At 70.9% G+C, this 20,515-nt stretch carries 16 protein-coding genes; 10 read left to right on the top strand and 6 right to left on the bottom strand.

Going from position 1 to position 20,515, the window contains the following annotated elements; genetic code table 11:
- Positions 1 to 91 precede the first annotated feature (91 nt).
- Positions 92 to 880, bottom strand: a complete 789-nt coding sequence (locus tag OG230_RS12475; protein ID WP_328910256.1) for a sugar phosphate isomerase/epimerase family protein — start codon at positions 878 to 880, stop codon at positions 92 to 94.
- Positions 881 to 938: 58 nt separating this feature from the next.
- Complete coding sequence (locus tag OG230_RS12470) at positions 939 to 2,051, bottom strand: LacI family DNA-binding transcriptional regulator (RefSeq protein ID WP_328910255.1); 1,113 nt, start codon at positions 2,049 to 2,051, stop codon at positions 939 to 941.
- A gap of 111 nt (positions 2,052 to 2,162) precedes the next feature.
- Here OG230_RS12470 and OG230_RS12465 point away from each other — a divergent pair, with 111 nt between their 5' ends.
- From OG230_RS12465 to OG230_RS12445, 5 genes are all read left to right on the top strand, one after another.
- On the top strand, positions 2,163 to 3,314 hold the full coding sequence (locus OG230_RS12465) for a Gfo/Idh/MocA family protein (protein WP_328910254.1): 1,152 nt from the start codon (positions 2,163 to 2,165) through the stop codon (positions 3,312 to 3,314).
- Positions 3,311 to 4,453 (top strand): dihydrodipicolinate synthase family protein, encoded by a 1,143-nt coding sequence (locus tag OG230_RS12460; protein WP_328910253.1) that lies wholly within the window; start codon positions 3,311 to 3,313, stop codon positions 4,451 to 4,453. Before OG230_RS12465 ends, OG230_RS12460 begins: the two co-directional genes overlap by 4 nt.
- Positions 4,450 to 5,280 (top strand): sugar phosphate isomerase/epimerase family protein, encoded by an 831-nt coding sequence (locus tag OG230_RS12455; protein WP_328910252.1) that lies wholly within the window; start codon positions 4,450 to 4,452, stop codon positions 5,278 to 5,280. The genes OG230_RS12460 and OG230_RS12455 overlap by 4 nt, the downstream gene beginning before the upstream one ends.
- A 306-nt stretch (positions 5,281 to 5,586) precedes the next feature.
- The gene (recD2, locus tag OG230_RS12450) at positions 5,587 to 7,824 is read left to right on the top strand and encodes an SF1B family DNA helicase RecD2 (RefSeq protein WP_328910251.1); all 2,238 of its coding nucleotides are present in this window, start codon (positions 5,587 to 5,589) and stop codon (positions 7,822 to 7,824) included.
- A gap of 198 nt (positions 7,825 to 8,022) precedes the next feature.
- Complete coding sequence (locus OG230_RS12445; protein WP_328910250.1) at positions 8,023 to 9,312, top strand: citrate synthase; 1,290 nt, start codon at positions 8,023 to 8,025, stop codon at positions 9,310 to 9,312.
- 586 nt (positions 9,313 to 9,898) lie between these two features.
- Here OG230_RS12445 and OG230_RS12440 read toward each other — a convergent pair.
- Both OG230_RS12440 and OG230_RS12435 read right to left on the bottom strand, forming a co-directional pair.
- The gene (locus tag OG230_RS12440; protein ID WP_328910249.1) at positions 9,899 to 12,232 is read right to left on the bottom strand and encodes a heavy metal translocating P-type ATPase; all 2,334 of its coding nucleotides are present in this window, start codon (positions 12,230 to 12,232) and stop codon (positions 9,899 to 9,901) included.
- Positions 12,233 to 12,345: 113 nt separating this feature from the next.
- Positions 12,346 to 12,654 carry a heavy-metal-associated domain-containing protein gene (locus OG230_RS12435; protein ID WP_328910248.1) on the bottom strand — a complete coding sequence of 103 codons (309 nt, stop codon included), beginning with the start codon at positions 12,652 to 12,654 and terminating at the stop codon, positions 12,346 to 12,348.
- A 532-nt stretch (positions 12,655 to 13,186) separates the two neighbouring features.
- Here OG230_RS12435 and OG230_RS12430 point away from each other — a divergent pair.
- A complete protein-coding gene (locus tag OG230_RS12430; protein ID WP_328910247.1) occupies positions 13,187 to 14,248 on the top strand; it encodes a zinc-dependent alcohol dehydrogenase family protein in 1,062 nt (353 codons plus the stop codon).
- A gap of 67 nt (positions 14,249 to 14,315) precedes the next feature.
- On the opposite strand, the gene OG230_RS12425 is transcribed toward OG230_RS12430, so the two are convergent.
- Together OG230_RS12425 and OG230_RS12420 are read right to left on the bottom strand one after the other, a co-directional pair.
- Entirely contained in the window at positions 14,316 to 14,513 is a 198-nt protein-coding gene (locus OG230_RS12425; protein ID WP_328910246.1) for a helix-turn-helix transcriptional regulator, read from the bottom strand.
- A gap of 197 nt (positions 14,514 to 14,710) precedes the next feature.
- Positions 14,711 to 15,637 carry a sugar phosphate isomerase/epimerase family protein gene (locus OG230_RS12420; protein ID WP_328910245.1) on the bottom strand — a complete coding sequence of 309 codons (927 nt, stop codon included), beginning with the start codon at positions 15,635 to 15,637 and terminating at the stop codon, positions 14,711 to 14,713.
- A 142-nt stretch (positions 15,638 to 15,779) separates the two neighbouring features.
- Here OG230_RS12420 and OG230_RS12415 point away from each other — a divergent pair, with 142 nt between their 5' ends.
- Genes OG230_RS12415 through iolD form a run of 4 tightly spaced genes read left to right on the top strand, consistent with a single transcriptional unit; the run spans position 15,780 to position 20,510 of the window.
- Complete coding sequence (locus tag OG230_RS12415; protein WP_328910244.1) at positions 15,780 to 16,829, top strand: 5-dehydro-2-deoxygluconokinase; 1,050 nt, start codon at positions 15,780 to 15,782, stop codon at positions 16,827 to 16,829.
- On the top strand, positions 16,826 to 17,713 hold the full coding sequence (locus OG230_RS12410) for a Cgl0159 family (beta/alpha)8-fold protein (RefSeq protein ID WP_328910243.1): 888 nt from the start codon (positions 16,826 to 16,828) through the stop codon (positions 17,711 to 17,713). The genes OG230_RS12415 and OG230_RS12410 overlap by 4 nt, the downstream gene beginning before the upstream one ends.
- A 23-nt stretch (positions 17,714 to 17,736) precedes the next feature.
- Positions 17,737 to 18,624, top strand: coding sequence for a 5-deoxy-glucuronate isomerase (gene iolB, locus OG230_RS12405; protein ID WP_328911379.1), 888 nt, complete (start codon positions 17,737 to 17,739; stop codon positions 18,622 to 18,624).
- On the top strand, positions 18,621 to 20,510 hold the full coding sequence (iolD, locus tag OG230_RS12400) for a 3D-(3,5/4)-trihydroxycyclohexane-1,2-dione acylhydrolase (decyclizing) (protein ID WP_328910242.1): 1,890 nt from the start codon (positions 18,621 to 18,623) through the stop codon (positions 20,508 to 20,510). Before iolB ends, iolD begins: the two co-directional genes overlap by 4 nt.
- The last annotated feature ends 5 nt before the right edge of the window (positions 20,511 to 20,515 follow it).

Raw genomic sequence — 20,515 nt, 5'->3', positions numbered from 1 at the left:
ACCGGGTCGGCCCGGCATACCCGGGCCGGGGGTCTAGGGCCTGTTCCGGCGGATCGAGGCCGGGGTCACGGCTCCGATCCGCCGCCGGTGCCTACTGCTTCGGCGCTCCCAGCCGCAGCAGGTGCTCGCGTCCCGCGGCCAGCAGCCCCGGCAGCTCCGCCGCGTCCGGGTGCCAGCGCTTCTCGTACTCCCAGCAGACCCAGCTGTCCGGGTCCAGGGTGTCCAGGCACGCCCCGAGCGGCAGGACGCCCGCGCCCAGCGGCAGGGGCTCGATGTCGTCCGCCGACGCGACGTCCTTCACCTGTACGTAGCCCAGGTGCGGGGCCAGTACCGCATGGCTGGCGGCCGGTTCCTCGCCGGCCAGCCAGGTGTGCATGATGTCCCACAGCGCACCGATGTGACCGTGTCCGACGGCTGCCACCACCCGGGCCGTGTCGACGCCCGCCCGGTGCGAGTCATGGGTCTCCAGCAGGATCCGTACGCCCATGTCGGCGGCGTGCGGGGCGGCGGCACCGAGCCGGCGGGCGGCCGTGGCGTCCGCCGCCTCCGGGTCCTGGTCGCCCCCGCCGGGGAACACCCGGACGTTCCGCGCCCCCAGGTCCCGGGCCAGCTCGACCAGCTCGGCGAGCTCGGCGATCACGGGCTCGTCCGCACCCTCGGCCGCCACCCGCACGTATCCGGCGAGGGTCAGGATCTCCACCCCGCCGCGCTTGAACTCCTGCACCACGTCCGCGCGTTCGGCGGGTGAGAGCCCCAGGTGGACCGGCTCCTCCGGGTGGGTGCGCAGCTCCACCCCCTGATAGCCGTGGTCGGCGGCGAGCCGCACGACGTCCGGGATCGGCGTCCCCGGCACTCCGAGGGTCGAGAATGCGAGCTTCACGTGCGTGGTCCTTCCAATCGGTACATGTACGGATGTCCGGGCTACGGAGGCGGAAACCTCAGCCTGCCGCCGGCCTCCGGCCCGCCCGGGGCGGGGCCGTCGAGCCCCGCACCATGAGTTCGGCCGCGATCGTCGCGATGCCGCCGGGCGGCGGGGTCTCCTTGCCCATCGCCAGCCGGCCCGCCCGCGCCCCCGCCTCGAACAGCGGCAGCCGTACGGTCGTCAGCGCGGGGACCGCGTCCACCGAGAACGGCAGATCGTCGAAACCGGCCACCGAGACGTCCTGCGGGATACGCAGCCCTTGGTCGCGGACGGCCGCCCCGGCACCCAGTGCCACGGTGTCGTTGGCGGCGACGATCGCCGTCACCTCCGGTTCGCGGCGCAGGAGTTCGAGCGTGGCCTCGTAGCCGGAGCGGCGGTCGTACGGGCCGTGGACGGTGAGGCGCTCCTCGGCGTGCTGCTTCTCGGCCTCGCTCCCGTCCCCGTACAGCCCCGCCGACCGCATCGCCTCGCGGTGGCCCTCCAGCCGGTGGCGGGTGGTGGTGCGCTCGCGGGGCCCGGCGACGTAGCCGATCCGACGGTGACCGAGGGAGATCAGGTGCTCGGTGAGCCGCCGGCCGCCGCCCCGGTTGTCGAAGGCCAGGGAGGCGGCGACCGCGTCGCTGCCCGGGAGCGGGGGGCGCCCGCAGAAGACGATCCGGGTGCCCGCGTCCGCCAGTTTGGCCAGCTTCGCGGACATCGCGGCCTGGTGGACGGGGTCCTCCAGCGCGCCGCCGGTCAGGACGACGGCCGCCGCGCGCTGGCGCTGGAGCAGGGTGAGATAGGTGAGTTCGCGTTCGGGTGAGCCGCCCGTGTTGCAGACCACGGCGAGCTTCTCGCCGCCCGCCCGGCCCGAACCGTCGCCCGGGCCGCCGATCTCGGTCTGGGCGGCCCCCGCCATGATCCCGAAGAACGGGTCGGCGATGTCGTTGACCAGGATGCCGACGAGGTCCGAGGTGGCCGCGGCGAGCGAGCTGGCCGGGCCGTTGAGCACGTAGTCCAGGTCGTCCACCGCCCGCAGGACCCGCTCACGCGTCGAGGCGGCGACCGGGTAGTTGCCGTTCAGGACACGGGAGACGGTGGCCGGGGACACCCGGGCGCGAGCCGCCACGTCCGCCAGGGTGACTGTCATCGCTTTCCTCCGAGGAGTAATCAGGGCGCCCCCTCTTGTCCGGGTCGCTGTCGGCAGGCTAGCGTCATACCGCATAGAAAGCGCTTGCTACGGCTGTATGGAGGGAACTTCGTGACACGCAGGACAGTGCGCATCGCCATGAACGGCGTCACAGGTCGCATGGGATACCGGCAGCACCTGGTGCGCTCGATCCTCGCGATCCGCGAGCAGGGCGGCCTCGACCTCGGCGGCGGCGAGGTGCTGTGGCCCGAACCGGTGCTCGTCGGCCGCAGAGCCCACGCCCTGGAGGAGATGGCCGCGCAGCACGGTCTGACCGAGTGGTCGACCGACCTGGACGCGGTGCTCGCCGACGACACCATCGACATCTACTTCGACGCCCAGGTCACCTCGGCCCGCGTCGAGGCGATCAAGAAGGCCATCGCGGCCGGCAAGCACATCTACACCGAGAAGCCCACCGCCACGGACGTCGAAGGCGCCCTGGACCTGGCCCGCCTGGCCCGGGACGCCGGAATCAAGCACGGCGTCGTCCAGGACAAGATCTTCCTGCCGGGCCTGCTGAAGCTGAAGCGCCTCATCGACGGCGGCTTCTTCGGCGAGATCCTGTCCGTGCGCGGAGAGTTCGGCTACTGGGTCTTCGAAGGCGACTGGCAGGACGCCCAGCGTCCCTCCTGGAACTACCGCGCCGAGGACGGCGGCGGCATCGTCGTCGACATGTTCCCGCACTGGGAGTACGTCCTGCACGAGCTGTTCGGCCAGGTCACGACCGTCCAGGCACACGTCCACACGCACATCCCGCAGCGCTGGGACGAGCAGGGCAAGCCGTACGCCGCCACCGCCGACGACGCCGCCTACGGCATCTTCCAGCTCGCCGGCGGAGCGGTCGCCCAGATCAACTCCTCCTGGACGGTGCGCGTCAACCGCGACGAGCTGGTCGAGTTCCAGGTGGACGGCACCCACGGCTCCGCCGTCGCCGGCCTGCGCAACTGCCGCGTCCAGCACCGCTCGGCCACGCCCAAGCCGGTCTGGAACCCGGACCTCCCGGTCACCGAGTCGTTCCGCGACCAGTGGCAGGAAGTCCCCGACAACGCCGTCTTCGACAACGGCTTCAAGGCCCAGTGGGAGCTCTTCCTGCGCCACATCGTCCTCGACGAGCCCTACACCTGGGACCTGATGGCCGGCGCCCGTGGCGTCCAGCTCGCCGAGCTCGGCCTGAAGTCCTCCGCCGAGGGCCGGCGCTTCGACGTGCCGGAGCTGACCCTGTGACGATCCACCTCCCGCAGGGCCCGTACGAGCCCCGGGCCACCCCGCTCGACCTCGCGCCGGGCAAGGCCCCGCTCACCTCCCGTACGGTCTTCTCCGCCGCCCACGTCGTCGCCGACCCGTACGCCGACATCAGCCCGGACGCACCGGCCGCCGTCGACTGGGACGCCACCCTCGCCTTCCGCCGCCACCTCTGGTCGCACGGTCTCGGGGTCGCCGAGGCCATGGACACCGCGCAGCGCGGCATGGGCCTGGACTGGGCGGGAGCGGCGGAGCTGATCCGCCGCTCGGCGGCCGAGGCGAAGGCGGTCGGCGGGCGCATCGCCTGTGGCGTCGGCACCGACCAGCTCACGGGCCCCGCGAGCCTTGCCGAGGTGCGCGCGGCGTACGAGGAGCAGCTCGCCCTCGTCGAGGAGAGCGGCGCCCAGGCCGTCCTGATGGCCTCCCGCGCGCTCGCCGCTGCGGCGAAGGGCCCCGAGGACTACCTGGAGACGTACGCCCATCTCCTGCGTCAGGCCACGGAACCGGTCGTCCTGCACTGGCTCGGCCCGATGTTCGACCCGGCGCTGGAGGGGTACTGGGGGAGCGCCGACCTCGACGCCGCCACCGACACCTTCCTGAAGGTCATCGCGGAACACCCCGACAAGGTCGACGGCATCAAGATCTCGCTCCTGGACGCGGAGCGCGAGATCGATGTCCGGCGCCGTCTTCCCGGCGGCGTGCGCTGCTACACCGGCGACGACTTCAACTACCCCGAGCTGATCGCGGGCGACGAGCGCGGCTTCAGTCACGCCCTGCTCGGCATCTTCGACCCCCTGGGTCCGCTGGCCGCGCACGCCGTACGGGTCCTGGACACGGGCGACACGAAGGGGTTCCGCGAACTCCTCGATCCCACGGTCGAGTTGTCCCGCCACCTCTTCCAGTCGCCGACCCGTTTCTACAAGACGGGTGTGGTCTTCCTGGCCTGGCTGGCCGGACACCAGGAGCACTTCACGATGGTCGGCGGTCTGCAGTCGGCGCGCTCGCTGCCGCACCTGGCGAAGGCGTACGAACTCGCCGACCGGCTGGGCCTGTTCCCCGACCCCGAGCTGGCCGAATCCCGGATGCGCGCGCTGCTGACGGTCCACGGAGGAGCACGATGAGCGAGCTGGGCCGACTGAGCATCAACCAGGAGACCATCAAGCAGTGGTCCCTGCCGGAACTCGCCGAGGGCTGCGTCAAGGCGGGCATCGACAAGGTCGGACTGTGGCGGGCGCCGGTCCAGGAGTACGGGGTCGAGCGCACCGCCCGCCTGCTGGGCGACGCGGGTCTCTCCGTGACCAGCCTCTGCCGGGGCGGCTTCTTCACCGCACTCGACCCGGCCGAACGCGCCCGCGCCCTGGACGACAACCGGGCGGCGGTGGACGAGGCGGCCGGCCTGTCCACCGACACCCTGGTCCTGGTCTCCGGCGGACTCCCGCCCGGCAGCCGCGACCTGTACGGCGCCCGCGAGCGCATCGCGGACGCCCTCGCCGAGCTGGCCCCGTACGCGGCGGAGCGCGGTGTGCGGCTGGCCATCGAGCCGCTGCACCCGATGTTCGCCTCGGACCGCTGTGTCGTCTCCACGCTGTCGCAGGCCCTGGACATCGCGGAGCGCTTCCCCGCCGAGCAGGTCGGGGTGGTCGTCGACACGTACCACGTCTGGTGGGACGACCAGGCGCCCGCGCAGATCGCCCGTGCGGGCGCGGGCGGACGCATCCATTCCTTCCAGCTCGCGGACTGGATCACTCCCCTTCCGGCGGGGGTCCTGCTGGGCCGTGGCCAACTGGGCGAGGGAAGCGTGGACTTCCGCGAGCACAGGCGTCTGGTCGAGGCCGCGGGCTTCACCGGACCGATCGAGGTGGAGATCTTCAACGAGGCGCTGTGGGTCCGGGACGGCGCCGAAGTCCTGGCCGAAGTGGCCGCCCGCTACCTGGAACATGCCTGCTGAGAGACCTGGGCACGATCAAAGGTAAAGAGATCGTCAAGGGATGCAACCTTTACGTACCTTGCCGGGTCGTACTCAGCGTCGGGACTTCCGGGGAGGGGTCCGGGGGGACGGGAAATCCCGACGGGAGGGGAAAGCGAGGGGGGTCCGGCCGTGAGGCCGGGCCCCATTCCGCTTGTACGGGCCGATCGGCCGTACGGGCCCGGTCCGCCCCGCGGACGGCGGGCCCGGGCGCCGCTCGCGGAGGTTCTCACCGCGATGCCCCGGCGGCTGCACCGGGTTGTCGGTGCAGGACGGTAGCGTCGGCGCATGTCCAACACGGCCGTCCTCGAAGGGGTCCTGGAACGGATCACCTACGCCAACGAGGAGAACGGGTACACGGTCGCCCGCGTCGACACCGGACGCGGCGCCAACGATCTCCTCACGGTGGTCGGCTCGCTGCTCGGTGCGCAGCCCGGCGAGTCCCTTCGGATGGAGGGTCGTTGGGGCTCCCATCCGCAGTTCGGCAAGCAGTTCACCGTCGAGAACTACACGACGATCCTCCCCGCCACCATCCAGGGCATCCGCCGCTATCTCGGCTCCGGACTGATCAAGGGCATCGGCCCCGTCATGGCCGACCGGATCACCACGCACTTCGGCGTCGACACCCTCGACATCATCGAGCAGCAGCCGAAGCGGCTCGTCGAGGTGCCCGGCCTCGGCCCGAAGCGGACGAAGATGATCGCGGCGGCCTGGGAGGAGCAGAAGGCGATCAAGGAGGTCATGGTCTTCCTCCAGAGCGTCGGCGTCTCCACCTCCATCGCCGTCCGTATCTACAAGAAGTACGAGGACGCCTCGATCTCCGTCGTGAAGAACCAGCCCTACCGGCTGGCCGCCGACGTCTGGGGCATCGGCTTCCTCACCGCCGACAAGATCGCCCAGGCCGTCGGCATCCCGCACGACAGCCCGGAGCGGGTCAAGGCGGGTCTCCAGTACGCGCTGTCGCAGTCCTCCGACCAGGGACACTGCTACCTCCCCGAGGAGCGCCTGATCGCCGACGGGGTGAAGCTGCTCCAGGTCGATACGGGCCTGGTCATCGAGTGCCTCGCCGAACTGGCGGCGGACCCCGAGGGTGTCGTACGGGAGAAGGTGCCGTCCCCCGAGGGAGGGGACGGGGAGCCGGTCACCGCCGTCTATCTCGTGCCCTTCCACCGCGCCGAGATCTCCCTCGCCGCACAGGTGCGCCGCCTGCTGGGCACCCCGGAGGACCGGATGCCGGCCTTCCAGGACGTGGACTGGGACAAGGCGCTCGGCTGGCTCGCCACGCGTACGGGGGCGACGCTGGCACCCGAGCAGGAGGCCGCCGTCCGGCTCGCCCTCAGCCGGAAGGTCGCCGTGCTGACGGGCGGGCCGGGCTGCGGCAAGTCCTTCACCGTCCGCTCCGTCGTCGAGCTGGCCCGCGCCAAGCAGGCGAAGGTCGTGCTGGCCGCGCCCACCGGGCGGGCCGCCAAGCGGCTCTCCGAACTGACCGGGGCCGAGGCGTCCACCGTGCACCGGCTGCTCGAACTGAAGCCGGGCGGGGACGCGGCGTACGACAGGGACCGGCCGCTCGACGCCGATCTGGTCGTCGTCGACGAGGCGTCCATGCTCGATCTGCTGCTCGCCAACAAGCTCGTGAAGGCGGTGGCACCCGGTGCCCACCTCCTGCTGGTGGGTGACGTCGACCAGCTTCCCTCGGTCGGCGCGGGGGAGGTGCTGCGCGATCTGCTCGCCGAGGGCGGACCGGTTCCGGCGGTGAGGCTGACGACCATCTTCCGGCAGGCCCAGCAGTCCGGAGTCGTCACCAACGCCCACCGCATCAACTCCGGAGTTCCCCCGCTCACCCAGGGCCTGGCCGACTTCTTCCTCTTCGTGGAGGACGAGACGGAGCAGGCGGGCCTGCTCGCCGTGGATGTCGCGGCCCGTCGCATCCCGGCGAAGTTCGGCCTCGACCCCCGCCGTGACGTGCAGGTTCTCGCTCCGATGCACCGGGGCCCGGCCGGCGCGGGCGCGCTGAACGGGCTGCTCCAGCAGGTCATCACCCCCGCCCGCCCGGACCTGCCGGAGAAGCGGTCCGGAGGCCGGGTCTTCCGCGTCGGCGACAAGGTGACCCAGGTCCGCAACAACTACGACAAGGGTGAGAACGGCGTCTTCAACGGGACCGTCGGCGTGGTCACCACCCTGGACGTGGACGAGCAGAAGCTGACCGTCCGGACGGACGAGGACGAAGAGGTCGTCTACGACTTCGACGAGCTCGACGAGCTGGCCCACGCGTACGCCATGACCATCCATCGCTCCCAGGGCAGCGAGTACCCGGCCGTCGTCATCCCGGTCACCAACAGCGCCTGGATGATGCTCCAGCGGAACCTGCTCTACACGGCCGTCACGCGCGCCAAGAAGCTCGTCGTACTCGTCGGGTCGCGCAAGGCGATAGGCCAGGCCGTACGCACGGTTTCCGCAGGCAGACGCTGTACGGGACTGGATTTTCGGCTGCGCGGAGGGCTCGGCGGAGACTTCGCACAAAAATGATCGATCAAATCGGTGGGAAACATCACTGAGGTCTTCCGGAACCAGAGTCAAGGGGGCAGGATGAGTAAGTTGGCGGCACTGAGTGCCGCCAGTAGGTCCAATGGACGACCCCGAGTGCACTCTCCTGAGCCAAATGGGGGAGGGTGGAAGACAGTCAGGGCACCTCGAAGAAGAGGCACTACGTCGGTGAGGGATGACGTGAGCGACAACTCTGTAGTACTGCGGTACGGCGATGACGAGTACACCTACCCGGTGATCGACAGCACCGTCGGCGACAAGGGCTTCGACATCGGGAAGCTCCGGGCCAATACCGGCCTGGTGACGCTGGACAGCGGGTACGGCAACACCGCCGCGTATAAATCGGCCATCACCTATCTCGACGGTGAGCAGGGCATTCTGCGGTACCGCGGCTACCCGATCGAGCAGCTGGCGGAGCAGTCGACGTTCCTCGAGGTCGCCTACACGCTGATCAACGGTGAGCTTCCCAAGGCCGACGAGCTGTCGGACTTCAAGAACGAGATCACCCAGCACACGCTGCTGCACGAGGACGTCAAGCGGTTCTTCGACGGCTTCCCGCGCGACGCGCACCCGATGGCCATGCTGTCCTCGGTCGTCAGCGCGCTGTCCACGTTCTACCAGGACAGCCACAACCCGTTCGACGAGGAGCAGCGCCACCTCTCGACGATCCGGCTGCTGGCCAAGCTCCCGACGATCGCGGCGTACGCGTACAAGAAGTCGATCGGCCACCCGTTCGTCTACCCGCGCAACGACCTCGGCTACGTCGAGAACTTCCTGCGGATGACGTTCTCGGTCCCGGCCCAGGAGTACGTGCCGGACCCGGTCGTCGTCTCGGCGCTGGAGAAGCTGCTCATCCTGCACGCGGACCACGAGCAGAACTGTTCGACCTCCACCGTGCGTCTGGTCGGCTCCTCGCAGGCGAACATGTTCGCCTCGATCTCCGCCGGTATCTCGGCGCTGTGGGGCCCCCTGCACGGTGGCGCCAACCAGTCGGTGCTGGAGATGCTGGAAGGCATCCAGGCCAACGGCGGCGATGTCGACTCCTTCATCCAGAAGGTGAAGAACAAGGAGGACGGCGTCCGCCTGATGGGCTTCGGCCACCGGGTGTACAAGTCCTTCGACCCGCGCGCCAAGATCATCAAGGCCGCGGCCCACGACGTGCTGTCCTCGCTCGGCAAGTCCGACGAGCTGCTGGACATCGCGCTCAAGCTGGAGGAGCACGCGCTCTCCGACGAGTACTTCGTCTCGCGCAACCTCTACCCCAACGTGGACTTCTACACCGGCCTGATCTACCGGGCCATGGGCTTCCCGAGCGAGATGTTCACCGTGCTCTTCGCGATCGGACGGCTGCCGGGCTGGATCGCCCAGTGGCACGAGATGATCAAGGAGCCGGGATCGCGCATCGGCCGCCCGCGCCAGATCTACACCGGCGAGGTCCTGCGCGACTTCGTCCCGGTCGAGGGTCGCTGACCCCGACCCCTCCGCAGAGCCTTCCCGGTACGGCCGGCTCTGCCGCACCTGGCCTCAGGGCCGTCTGCCTTCGCCCCGCGTACCGCGCTTTCGCACAGAGCGCGGTGTCCGGGGCGATTCGGCGTTCCGGGGGAGGCCGTCCGGCCCTTTGCGCGCCTTCGGCCTTCAGGGGAGCTCCTGCCGGGATCCACTGTCTGAAGAGTGATCCGCCGTCCGCCCGGACGGGGATAGCGAGAAGCGCCCCGCCGCCGATCCCCCCACGGGTCGACGTACAGGGCGCTTCCCTTGTCCCGGAGCGGATTCCCCCCACGGGATCCGGCCGGGCGTCTGTGCAGAGCCGAGGCTCCTGGTGCTGCGCTGGTCGTACTTATTCAGTTGGATGCCGCTTGGCGTTCCGCCGGGGTACGTACGGGAGGGCCGCTCAAAGCTCCCCGGTGCACGTGCCCCGGCCAACGCTAGCCAGGAGCGTCCCCCAAGACACTCCATCGGATGTCCCCCAAGACATCCTTGGCATCGCACTCTAAGACTCGCGAACCCCTCAGATGGTTACCCTAAAAGCAGTGTGATCTAGATCTCTTTGTGGAAATTACGTGAAGGAGCGCAACCGGAGGCTGTTCGTCACGACGAAGACGGACGAAAAAGCCATCGCCGCGCCCGCGATCATGGGGTTGAGCAGGCCGAATGCGGCGAGTGGCAGGGCGGCCACGTTGTAGCCGAACGCCCAGAAGAGGTTGCCCCTGATGGTCGCGAGGGTGCTGCGGGAGAGTCGGATGGCATCGGCGGCAACCTTGAGATCTCCACGAACGAGCGTCAGGTCGCTCGCCTCGATCGCCGCATCCGTGCCGGTTCCCATCGCCAGACCGAGGTCGGCGGTGGCGAGCGCAGCCGCGTCGTTGACGCCGTCGCCGACCATGGCGACCGTCCGGCCCTCGGCCCGTAGCCGCCGGATCACGTCCACCTTCTCCTGCGGGAGCACCTCCGCGTACACCTCGTCGATCCCGGTCGCGCGGGCGACGGAGTCCGCCACGGCCCGGTTGTCCCCGGTGAGCAGAACGGGGCGCAGGCCCAGGGCGCGCAGTTCGGCGACGGCCTCCGCGCTGGTGTCCTTGATCGCGTCGGCGACTTCGAGGACCGCCCGTGCCTCGCCGTCCCAGGCGACGGCGACGGCCGTACGGCCCCGCTCCGCCGCCTCCGTCATCGCGGCGGCCAGGGGTGGGGGCAGGGTGATCCCGGCCTCCGTGAGCAGCTTCGGACGCCCGACCAGCGCCCGGTGTCCGTCGACGGTGCCGCGGACGCCGAGGCCGGGGACGTTGGTGAAGTCCTCGGGGGTGGGGAGGGTGCCGACCTTGGCGGCGGCGCCTGTGGCGACTGCTTGGGCGATGGGGTGTTCGGAGGAGTGTTCGAGGGCTCCGGCGATGCGCAGGACGTCCGTTTCGGTGGTGCCGTCGGTGGTGTGGACGTTCAGGAGGGTCATGCGGCCGGTGGTGACGGTGCCGGTCTTGTCGAGGACGATCGTGTCGACGCGGCGGGTGGTTTCGAGGACTTCGGGGCCCTTGATGAGGATGCCGAGCTGGGCTCCGCGTCCGGTGCCGACCATGAGCGCGGTGGGTGTGGCGAGGCCGAGGGCGCAGGGGCAGGCGATGATCAGGACGGCGACCGCGGCGGTGAACGCGGCGGTGGCGTCGTCGGTGAGCAGGAGCCAGGTGACCAGGGTGCCCAGGGCGATCAGGAGCACCACGGGCACGAAGACGGCGGAGATCCGGTCGGCGAGGCGTTGTACCGCCGCCTTGCCGTTCTGGGCGTCCTCGACGAGCTTGGCCATCCGGGCGAGCTGGGTGTCGGCGCCGACGCGGGTGGCCTCGACGACGAGCCGGCCGGAGACGTTCACGGTGGCTCCGGTGACCTCGTCGCCTGCGCTCACGTCCACCGGGACCGACTCACCGGTCAGCAGGGCTGCGTCCACGGCGGACACGCCCTCGACGACGGTGCCGTCGGTGGCGATCTTCTCCCCGGGCCGGACCACGAAGCGGTCCCCGACGGCGAGCCGGCCGACCGGGACGCGTACCTCCGTACCGTCCCTGAGGACCGCGACGTCCTTGGCGCCGAGATGCATCAGCGCGCGCAGTGCCGAACCGGCCTTCCGCTTGGACCGCGCCTCCAGGTACCGGCCCAGCAGGATGAAGGTGATGACACCCGACGCGACCTCCAGGTAGATCGTCGAGCTGGCGTCGGCGCGCGAGGCGGTGAGGTCGAAGCCGTGCCGCATGCCGGGCATGCCCGCGTCCCCGAGGAACAGGGCCCACAGCGACCAGCCGAACGCCGCGAGGGTACCGATCGAGACGAGCGTGTCCATGGTGGCCGCGCCGTGCCGGAGGTTGGTCCAGGTGGCGCGGTGGAAGGGCAGCCCGCCCCAGACGACCACGGGGGCGGCCAGGGTGAGGGAGAGCCACTGCCAGTTGTCGAACTGGAGGGCCGGGACCATCGCGAGCAGCACGACGGGGAGGGAGAGCACCGCGGAGACGAGGAGGCGCTGCCGGAGTGCGGCGAGGGTGTCGGTGGCGGCCCCCTCCGCCGCGGATGCTTCTTCGCCGTCGGTGGCCGGCGCTCCAGCCGGTGCGGTCCCTCCGGCGGTGGGCCCGGGTGCGGCCGACGGCGGCGGGGCCGGGGCCGGGCGGGGTACGGGGCGGGCGGTGTAGCCGGTCTTCTCGACCACGGCGACGAGGTCCGCCACCTCCGTCCCCTCGCCGAAGGAGACGTGCGCCTTCTCGGTGGCGTAGTTGACGGTGGCGGTGACGCCTTCCATCCGGTTGAGCTTCTTCTCGACGCGGGCCGCACACGAGGCGCAGGTCATCCCACCGATCGTGAGCTCGGTCTCGGAGGATTCCGCAGCCGGGACCTCGGCTGTTGTGGTGCTGGCCATGTCCGAACTCCTGGGTAACGCAGATCGGGCCGTACCCCACCAGTATCTGCTGGTAGGTCCGGCCCGACGGCATGGTGCGGTGGTGCGGGTGGGACGTGCGGAACTCCGGAGGCTCAGGCGGGGCCGATGAGCTCGTAGCCCGCCTCGTCGACCGCGGCGCGCACCGCGTCCTCGTCCAGCGGCGCCCGGGAGGCCACGGTCACCAGGCCGGTGGAGGCGACCGCCTTCACGGAGGTGACCCCGTCGATTCCGGAGATCTCCTCGGAGACGGCGCCTTCGCAGTGGCCGCAGGTCATGCCCTTCACCTCGTACACCGTGGTGACGGCGCCCGCCTGGGCATCCGTCGCGCCGTCGTGGCACGAGCCGGTGGGCGAGCAGCAGGAGCCGGTGGTGGCCTGGGGGGTCTCGGTCTCGGCGGTCATGGCGTTCTCCTCTTCGGCAAACACAGGTGGGTGCGACGTGCGGGAGCCCGACGGAGCCGGTGCGCCCTCACCTGTCTCACACTATACCCCTAGGGGGTATCAATGCGAGTTCCTGGTCGTGGCGAGCGCGGTGAGGGCTCAGAGGGTGATCCCGCCCCAGAGGCGGCGCTTCCGCAGGCCGGGCCGCGCGGCGCCGGGGGCGCGGGTGGCTGGGGGCGTTGAAGGGGCTGGGTGGACCGGGTCTGCTGAGGGTTCCGTGGGGGCTGTGGGGAATCTGAAGCGATCCAGTTCACGCGAACTCCCGTTGGGTGTCTCCTAGGGTGCCCAAATCCTATGCTTCATGCCCTTATCGGGCGCGTGGGGCCGCGCCGGGTGCGGATTCGCCGATCAGCGGGTCCCCCACCTGCTCCGAAGGCTCCGGTGGACGCGGAGGCGGGCGGGGTGTCCGAGTCCGGTGAGGGGCGGGACAAGATCAGTGGCGGGGCGTAGATTCGGCGCCTCCGAGCGGCGGACGAGGCGAAGGGCGGAACCGATGCGGGCAGTTGTGTTCGAGGAGTTCGGGCAGGAGGCCCGGCTGCGGGAGGTGCCCGATCCGGCTCCCTCCGCCCAGGGCGTGGTGGTCCGGGTCGAGGCCACCGGCCTGTGTCGCAGCGACTGGCACGGCTGGATGGGCCACGACCCGGACATCACCCTCCCTCACGTGCCCGGTCATGAACTGGCCGGTGTGGTCGAGGCGGTGGGCGCCGATGTCGTCAACTGGCGTCCGGGCGACCGGGTGACGGTGCCCTTCGTCTGCGCCTGCGGCCGGTGCGAGGCATGTGCGGCCGGCGCCCAGCAGGTCTGCGAGCGGCAGACCCAGCCCGGGTTCACGCACTGGGGCTCCTTCGCCGAGTACGTGGCGCTGGAGCAGGCGGACGTCAATCTGGTCGCGCTGCCGGAGGGGCTGTCGTTCGCCACGGCGGCCGGACTCGGCTGCCGGTTCGCCACCGCCTTCCGGGCCGTCGTCGGCCAGGGCCGGGTGGCACCGGGGGAGTGGGTCGCGGTGCACGGTTGCGGCGGGGTCGGTCTGTCGGCCGTGATGATCGCGGTGGCGTGCGGGGCACGCGTCGTGGCGGTCGATGTCTCCCCACGAGCCCTGGAGCTGGCGCGGGCCTTCGGTGCGGCGGCGTGCGTGGACGCCTCGGCGCATCCGGAGGGCGCGGACGAAGCGGTGCGCGAACTCACGGGCGGCGGTGCGCATCTGTCGATCGACGCGCTCGGTTCACCGGTCACCTGTGCCGCCTCGGTACGGAGCCTGCGCCGGCAGGGCCGCCATATACAGGTGGGCCTGCTGCCCTCCGCGACCGGCGACCCGGTCGTGCCCATGGCGCGGGTGATCGGTCTGGAGCTGGAGATCCTCGGCAGCCACGGCATGGCCGCCCACGACTACCGGCCGATGATGGACATGGTGCGGGCCGGGACGCTGCGCCCGGATCTGCTGGTGACGTCCACCATCCCGCTGGACGCGGCCCCGGCCGCGCTCGCCGCCATGGGGACGGCGCCCGGTGCGGGCGTGACGATCATCGAACCGTCGGGCACCGCACCGTCGGAGTAGCACGAAGGAGGCCCCGCACGGCGCCGGAGGGGACCGGTCGTCGTACGGGGGCGGGGGAGAGGTCAGGTCAGTCGCGTCGTCCGCGGTTGCCGGGGCGGGAGGCGACCCAGGCACGGACCGTGTCCGCGTACCAATAGGGCTTGCCGTTCTCCACGTGGTCGGGAGGTGGGAGCAGACCGTGCTTGCGATAGGAGCGGATGGTGTCCGGCTGCACCCGGATGTGCGCGGCAATGTCCTTGTAGGACCAGAGACTTCTGTCCGTCATGGGTGACACCTCTCTGTACCGCAGCGGCGGCGGGGGCCGTCGGGGGGATGTGCGGCATGGACGCTGACGATCACTCAGCCTGTGTCCGGTCAACGACGCAGAGTGACGATCGGGGAGAGATGTCGGGCGCCTGTGACGGAAGACCCGCGTAACGGAGATATGTGTGACGAGGAGGTGACAGCCGTGACGGAGCGAGGTCAGTGGGGACTGCGGGGCGCGCCGCAGGAGCGGAGGAAGTCACGGGTGCGGCGGGCGATCGGGAACGGCTTGTCGGGCGGACAGGGGTACATGTCCTGCTCGACGATCGCGAACATATCGACGTCCAGGGCGCGGGCGGCCTCCAGGACCGGTTCGAGCGCGGGGACCCCGTGCGGCGGCTCGCACATCACTCCGCGGGCCACGGCCGGCCCGAACGGCACCCCGTCGGCGACGACTTCGGCCAGGATCTCGGGATCGACCTGCTTGAGGTGCAGATAGCCGATGCGCTCGCCGTAGGTCTTGAGGAGCTCGACACTGTCCCCGCCGCAGTACGCGTAGTGGCCGGTGTCCAGGCAGAGCGAGACGAGGTCGGGGTCGGTGGCGTCGAGGAAGCGGCTGACGTTCTCCTCGCTGTCGATGTGCGTATCGGCGTGCGGGTGGACGACGATCCGCAGCCCGTAGCGGTCCTGGACCTCGCGGCCCAGCCGCTCCGTCTGGACGGTCAGATCGCGCCACTGCGCCGCCGTGAGTGTGCGGTCCTCCAGCACCTCGCCCGTCTTGTCGTCGCGCCAGAACGACGGGATGACCACGAGGTGCTCGGCGCCCATGGCCCGGGTGAGTGCCGCGATCTCGGCGACATGCGCCCAGGTCCGGTCCCAGACGGCGGGGCCGTGGTGCAATCCGGTGAAGACGGTGCCCGCCGAGACGGTGAGTCCACGGCGTTCGGTCTCCTCCGTCAGCCGGGCCGGGTCGACGGGGAGGTAGCCGTACGGACCGAGCTCGATCCATTCGTAACCGGCCTCGGCGACCTCGTCGAGGAAGCGCTGCCAGGGCACTTGCTGCGGATCGTCGGGGAACCACACCCCCCACGAATCAGGTGCCGAGCCGATACGGAGGCGGGCCGGAGAGGGTACGGAGGAGGTCATATCGCCCACCCTCCGGTCCTCGCCGAGGAGTGTCAAGAGTTCGTCCGAATGTCCGGACAAAATGTTGACAGGGTTCCGAGGGAGGGCTAGACCTGGGACCAGCCGTCCGGCCGTGGTCGAACCGCGGCGCGAAGGGATGCGTATGCCTGAGCCGTACGACGTGATCACCATGGGGCGGATCGGGGTGGACATCTACCCCCTGCAGGCCGGTGTGCCGCTCGCTCGCGTCGAGACCTTCGGGAAGTTCCTCGGCGGCTCGCCGACCAATGTCGCGGTGGCCGCGGCCCGTCTCGGCCGGCGCACGGCCGTGATCACCCGGACCGGACGGGACGCCTTCGGTGACTATCTCCGCGGACAGCTGCGGGAGTTCGGGGTGGACGACCGGTGGGTGACGGGCGTCGAGGAGTATCCGACCCCGGTCACCTTCTGCGAGATCTTCCCGCCGGACGACTTCCCGCTCTACTTCTACCGCCTGCCCAAGGCGCCCGACCTGGAGATCCGCGGTGCGGAACTGGACCTGGACGCGGTGCGCGCCGCCCGGGTGTTCTGGATGACGGGCACCGGGCTGTGCGCGGAACCGAGCCGCGCGTCGACCCTCGCCGCACTCCGCGCCCGGAGCGAGGCCCGGAGCGAGGCCCGCGGCGAGGCACGGAGTGATGCCCGTGCCGATGAGCCGGCAGGGGAGGGCGCGTCCGGTGTCACCGTCTTCGATCTCGACTGGCGGCCGATGTTCTGGGAGGGCGACCACAGGACCGTGGCGCCCGCGCGCTACCGCGAAGCGCTCGCCCACGCCACCGTGGCCGTCGGCAATCTCGACGAGTGCGAGATCGCCACCGGGGAACGCGAGCCGTATGCCGCCGCCCGCGCCCTGCTGGCGGCCGGGGTCGAGCTGGCCGTCGTCAAGCAGGGTCCCAAGGGCGTTCTGGCCGTTCACCGCGACGGCACCACGGCCGACGTACCGCCCCTGCCCGTGGAGGTCGTCAACGGGCTCGGCGCCGGGGACGCGTTCGGCGGGGCGCTCTGCCACGGGCTGCTCGCCGGATGGGAGACCGAACGCATCATGCGGTACGCGAACGCGGCCGGTGCCATCGTCGCGTCCCGGCTGGCCTGCTCGTCCGCGATGCCGTTCCCGGACGAGGTCGAACAGGCCCTGGCCGACGGCGCCGTCCTCACGACCGGAGCGGTCTCATGACGCCGGCCGCCTCCTCCGCCTCCGAGCTCGTCCGGCTGCGGGTGCACCATCCGGAGGCCGTCGCCGAGGCCGCAGGGCGGCGCCGGAGGCGCCCCCTCGTCTCCGCCGGCGGACGACTGATGATCGTCGCGGCCGACCATCCGGCCCGCGGCTCGCTCGCCGTCGGCGACCGCGAACTGGCCATGGCCAACCGCTTCGAGCTCCTGGACCGGCTCTGCCTCGCACTCTCCCGGCCGGGCGTCGACGGGGTCCTCGCCACCGCCGACATCCTCGACGACCTGCTGCTCCTCGGTGCCCTGGAGAGCAAGGTCGTCATCGGCTCCATGAACCGCGGTGGACTCGCGGGCGCCGCCTTCGAGCTGGACGACCGCTTCACCGGCCACCGGCCCACCGACCTGGCCAGGCTCGGTTTCGACGCGGGCAAACTGCTGCTCCGCATCGACTACGACGACCCGGGCTCCCTCGACACCCTGCACTCCACCGCCCGCGTCATCGACGACATGGCGGCGCACCGGCTGCCCGTCTTCGTCGAGCCGTTCCTCTGTCACCGTGTCGACGGCCGGCTCCGCAACGACCTGGGCGCAGCCGCCGTCACCACGTCCATCGCCATCGCCTCGGGGCTCGCGGGCACCTCCGCGTACACCTGGCTCAAGGTCCCCGTCACGGAGAACCCCGACGACATGGCCCAGGTGATGGAGACCTCCACCCTGCCCGCCGTGCTGCTCGGCGGTGAGGTCGGCGGCGATCTCGACGGCGCGTACGAGAAGTGGCGCGGCGCGCTGCGACTGCCGTCCGTCCAGGGGCTGGTGGTGGGCCGCTCGTTGCTCTATCCGGCCGACGGCGATGTGGCCGGGGCGGTCGACGCGGCCGTGGCACTGCTCTAGGAGGGCATGGAAAGGGCATGGAGATGACGACGCACACGGACCCGCGGCACGGCCGCCACCACCTCCCGGCGGGCAGCGCGGGAAGCGACGCCTACGCCCTCGACATCGATCCCGAGGGGGCCGGCTGGGACCGGTCGAGTCTGCGCGTGCTCGAACTGGAACCGGGAGGTGTTCACACCCTGGCCACCGGGGAGAGTGAATGGATCATTCTGCCGTTGACGGGTGGCTGTACGGTGCACACGGCAGATGAGACCTTTGAACTGCTGGGCAGGGAAAGCGTGTTCAGCGGGGTGAGCGATTTTGCGTACCTCCCGCGTGACGCCCACGCACAGATCGCCTCCGGCGCAGGAGGCCGCTTCGCCCTGGCAGGAGCGAAGTGCGAGCGACGACTCCCCGCTCGCTACGGCCCCGCGCCGGAGGTACCCGTCGAACTGCGGGGCGCCGGCAACTGCTCCCGGCAGGTCAACAACTTCGCCGCCGCGGACACCTTCGACTGCGACCGCCTCATCGCGGTGGAGGTCCTCACCCCCGGGGGCAACTGGTCCTCGTACCCGCCGCACAAGCACGACGAGCACGTCCCCGGAGCCGAGTCGGTGCTCGAGGAGATCTACTACTTCGAGGTGGCGGACGGCGGCCTGGCCTACCACCGGGTGTCACCGTCCCGGGCGGGCGGTGCGGACGTCCTCGCCGAGGTCCGCACCGGGGACGCCGTTCTGGTCCCCGACGGCTGGCACGGCCCGTCCATCGCTCCGCCCGGCCGCACCCTGTACTACCTGAACGTGATGGCGGGACCGGGGCGGCGCGAGTGGCTGATCAGCGACCACCCCGAGCACCGCTGGATCCGTGACACCTGGCCCGGACTGCCCAGGGACCCGCGGCTCCCCCTCTACGGTCCGGAGGTGGTCCGGTGACCACCGCACGCACCCGGCGGCTGACGACCGCCCAGGCCCTCGTCGCCTTCCTCGCCCGCCAGTACACCGAGCGCGACGGCCACCGCCAACGCCTGATCAACGCCACCTGGGGCATCTTCGGCCACGGCAACGTCGCCGGGATCGGCCAGGCGCTCACCGAGTCCGGACCGGGCGTGATGCCCTTCCTCCAGGGCCGCAACGAACAGGCCATGGTGCACGCGGCCGTGGGCTACGCGCGCCAGTGCGGCCGGCTCTCCGCGCAGGCCGTCACCACCTCCATCGGCCCCGGCGCCACCAACCTCGTCACCGGCGCGGCCCTCGCCACGGTCAACCACCTGCCCGTTCTGCTCCTCCCCGGTGACACCTTCGCGACCCGGCCGGCCGACCCCGTGCTCCAGCAGCTGGAGGTCCCGTACGCGGGCGACGTCTCGGTCAACGACTGCCTGCGGCCGGTGTCGAGGTACTTCGACCGGATCGGCCGCCCGGAGGCGCTGATCCCCGCCGCCCTCGCCGCGATGCGCGTCCTCACGGACCCGGCGGCGACCGGCGCCGTCACCCTGGCGCTGCCGCAGGACGTGCAGGCGGAGGGCTTCGACTGGCCGGAGGAGTTCTTCCGGGAGCGGGTCTGGCACATCCGCCGGCCCTGCCCCGAGGACCGCGAACTCGACGCGGCGATCGCGGCGATCAGGCAATCCGCCCGCCCGCTGATCGTCGCGGGCGGCGGTGTGCGTCACAGCGGGGCCCAGGCCGCGCTGAGTGCCTACGCGACCGCGACGGGTATCCCCGTCGCCTCCACCCAGGCCGGCAAGGGGTCGCTGCCCCACGACCACCCCTGCGACGTCGGCGGCATCGGGCACACCGGGACCGCCACCGCCGACGACCTCGCGCGCGCGGCCGACGTGGTGATCGGTGTCGGCACCCGCTACAGCGACTTCACCACCGCCTCGTCGACGCTCTTCGCGCCCTCGGCCCGCTTCGTCAACATCAACATCGGCGGCTTCGACGCGCACAAGCTCTCCGCGCTGACGGTCGTCGCCGACGCCCGCGCGACCCTCGAAGCCCTGCACGGCAGCCTCGACGCCGCCCCCTACCGGGTCGGCCCGCAGTACGAAGCGGACTACCGCGAGGCCAAGGCCCGCTGGGAGGAGCGGGTCACCACCGCCTTCACGCCCGCCGACGAGGGGCGGCGCCCCACCCAGGCCCAGGTCCTCGGCGTACTCGACACCTTGGTCACCCCGGACGACATTCTGATCAACGCCGCCGGCTCGCTCCCGGGCGACCTGCACAAGCTCTGGCGCACCCGTTCCCCCGACCAGTACCACGTCGAATACGGATACTCCTGCATGGGATACGAGATCCCCGCGGCCGTCGGAGTCCAGCTCGCGGCCCCCGGCCGGCCCGTCTGGGCGCTCGTCGGAGACGGTACGTATCTGATGAATCCCACCGAGATCGTCACCGCCGTGCAGGAGGGACTGCCCATCAAGGTCGTCATCCTCCAGAACCACGGCTACGCCTCGATCGGTGGCCTCTCCGAGTCCGTCGGCGGCGAGCGCTTCGGTACGGCCTACCGCCACCGGGTCGAGGACGGCAGCTTCACCGGACCGCCGCTCCCCGTCGATCTCGCGGCCAACGCGGCGTCCCTCGGAATGCGTGTCCTGCGCGCCGAGACCGTGACTGACCTGCGCGAAGCCCTCGCCGAAGCCCGTGCGGCGGACCGTCCCACTTGTGTCTACGTCGAGACCGAAACGGCAGACACTGTGTCGGGCCCCCCTCCGGCGCAGGCGTGGTGGGATGTTCCGGTAGCCGAAACCGCGACCCGCCCGTCGGCGGTCAAGGCGAGAGAAGAGTACGAACGCCACGTCGCAGCCCGACGCCGCCACCTCTGAAGGAG

The sequence above is a fragment of the Streptomyces sp. NBC_00234 genome (assembly GCF_036195325.1).
Lineage (GTDB): Bacteria > Actinomycetota > Actinomycetes > Streptomycetales > Streptomycetaceae > Streptomyces.
This window is presented reverse-complemented; position numbering and strand designations above follow the sequence as displayed.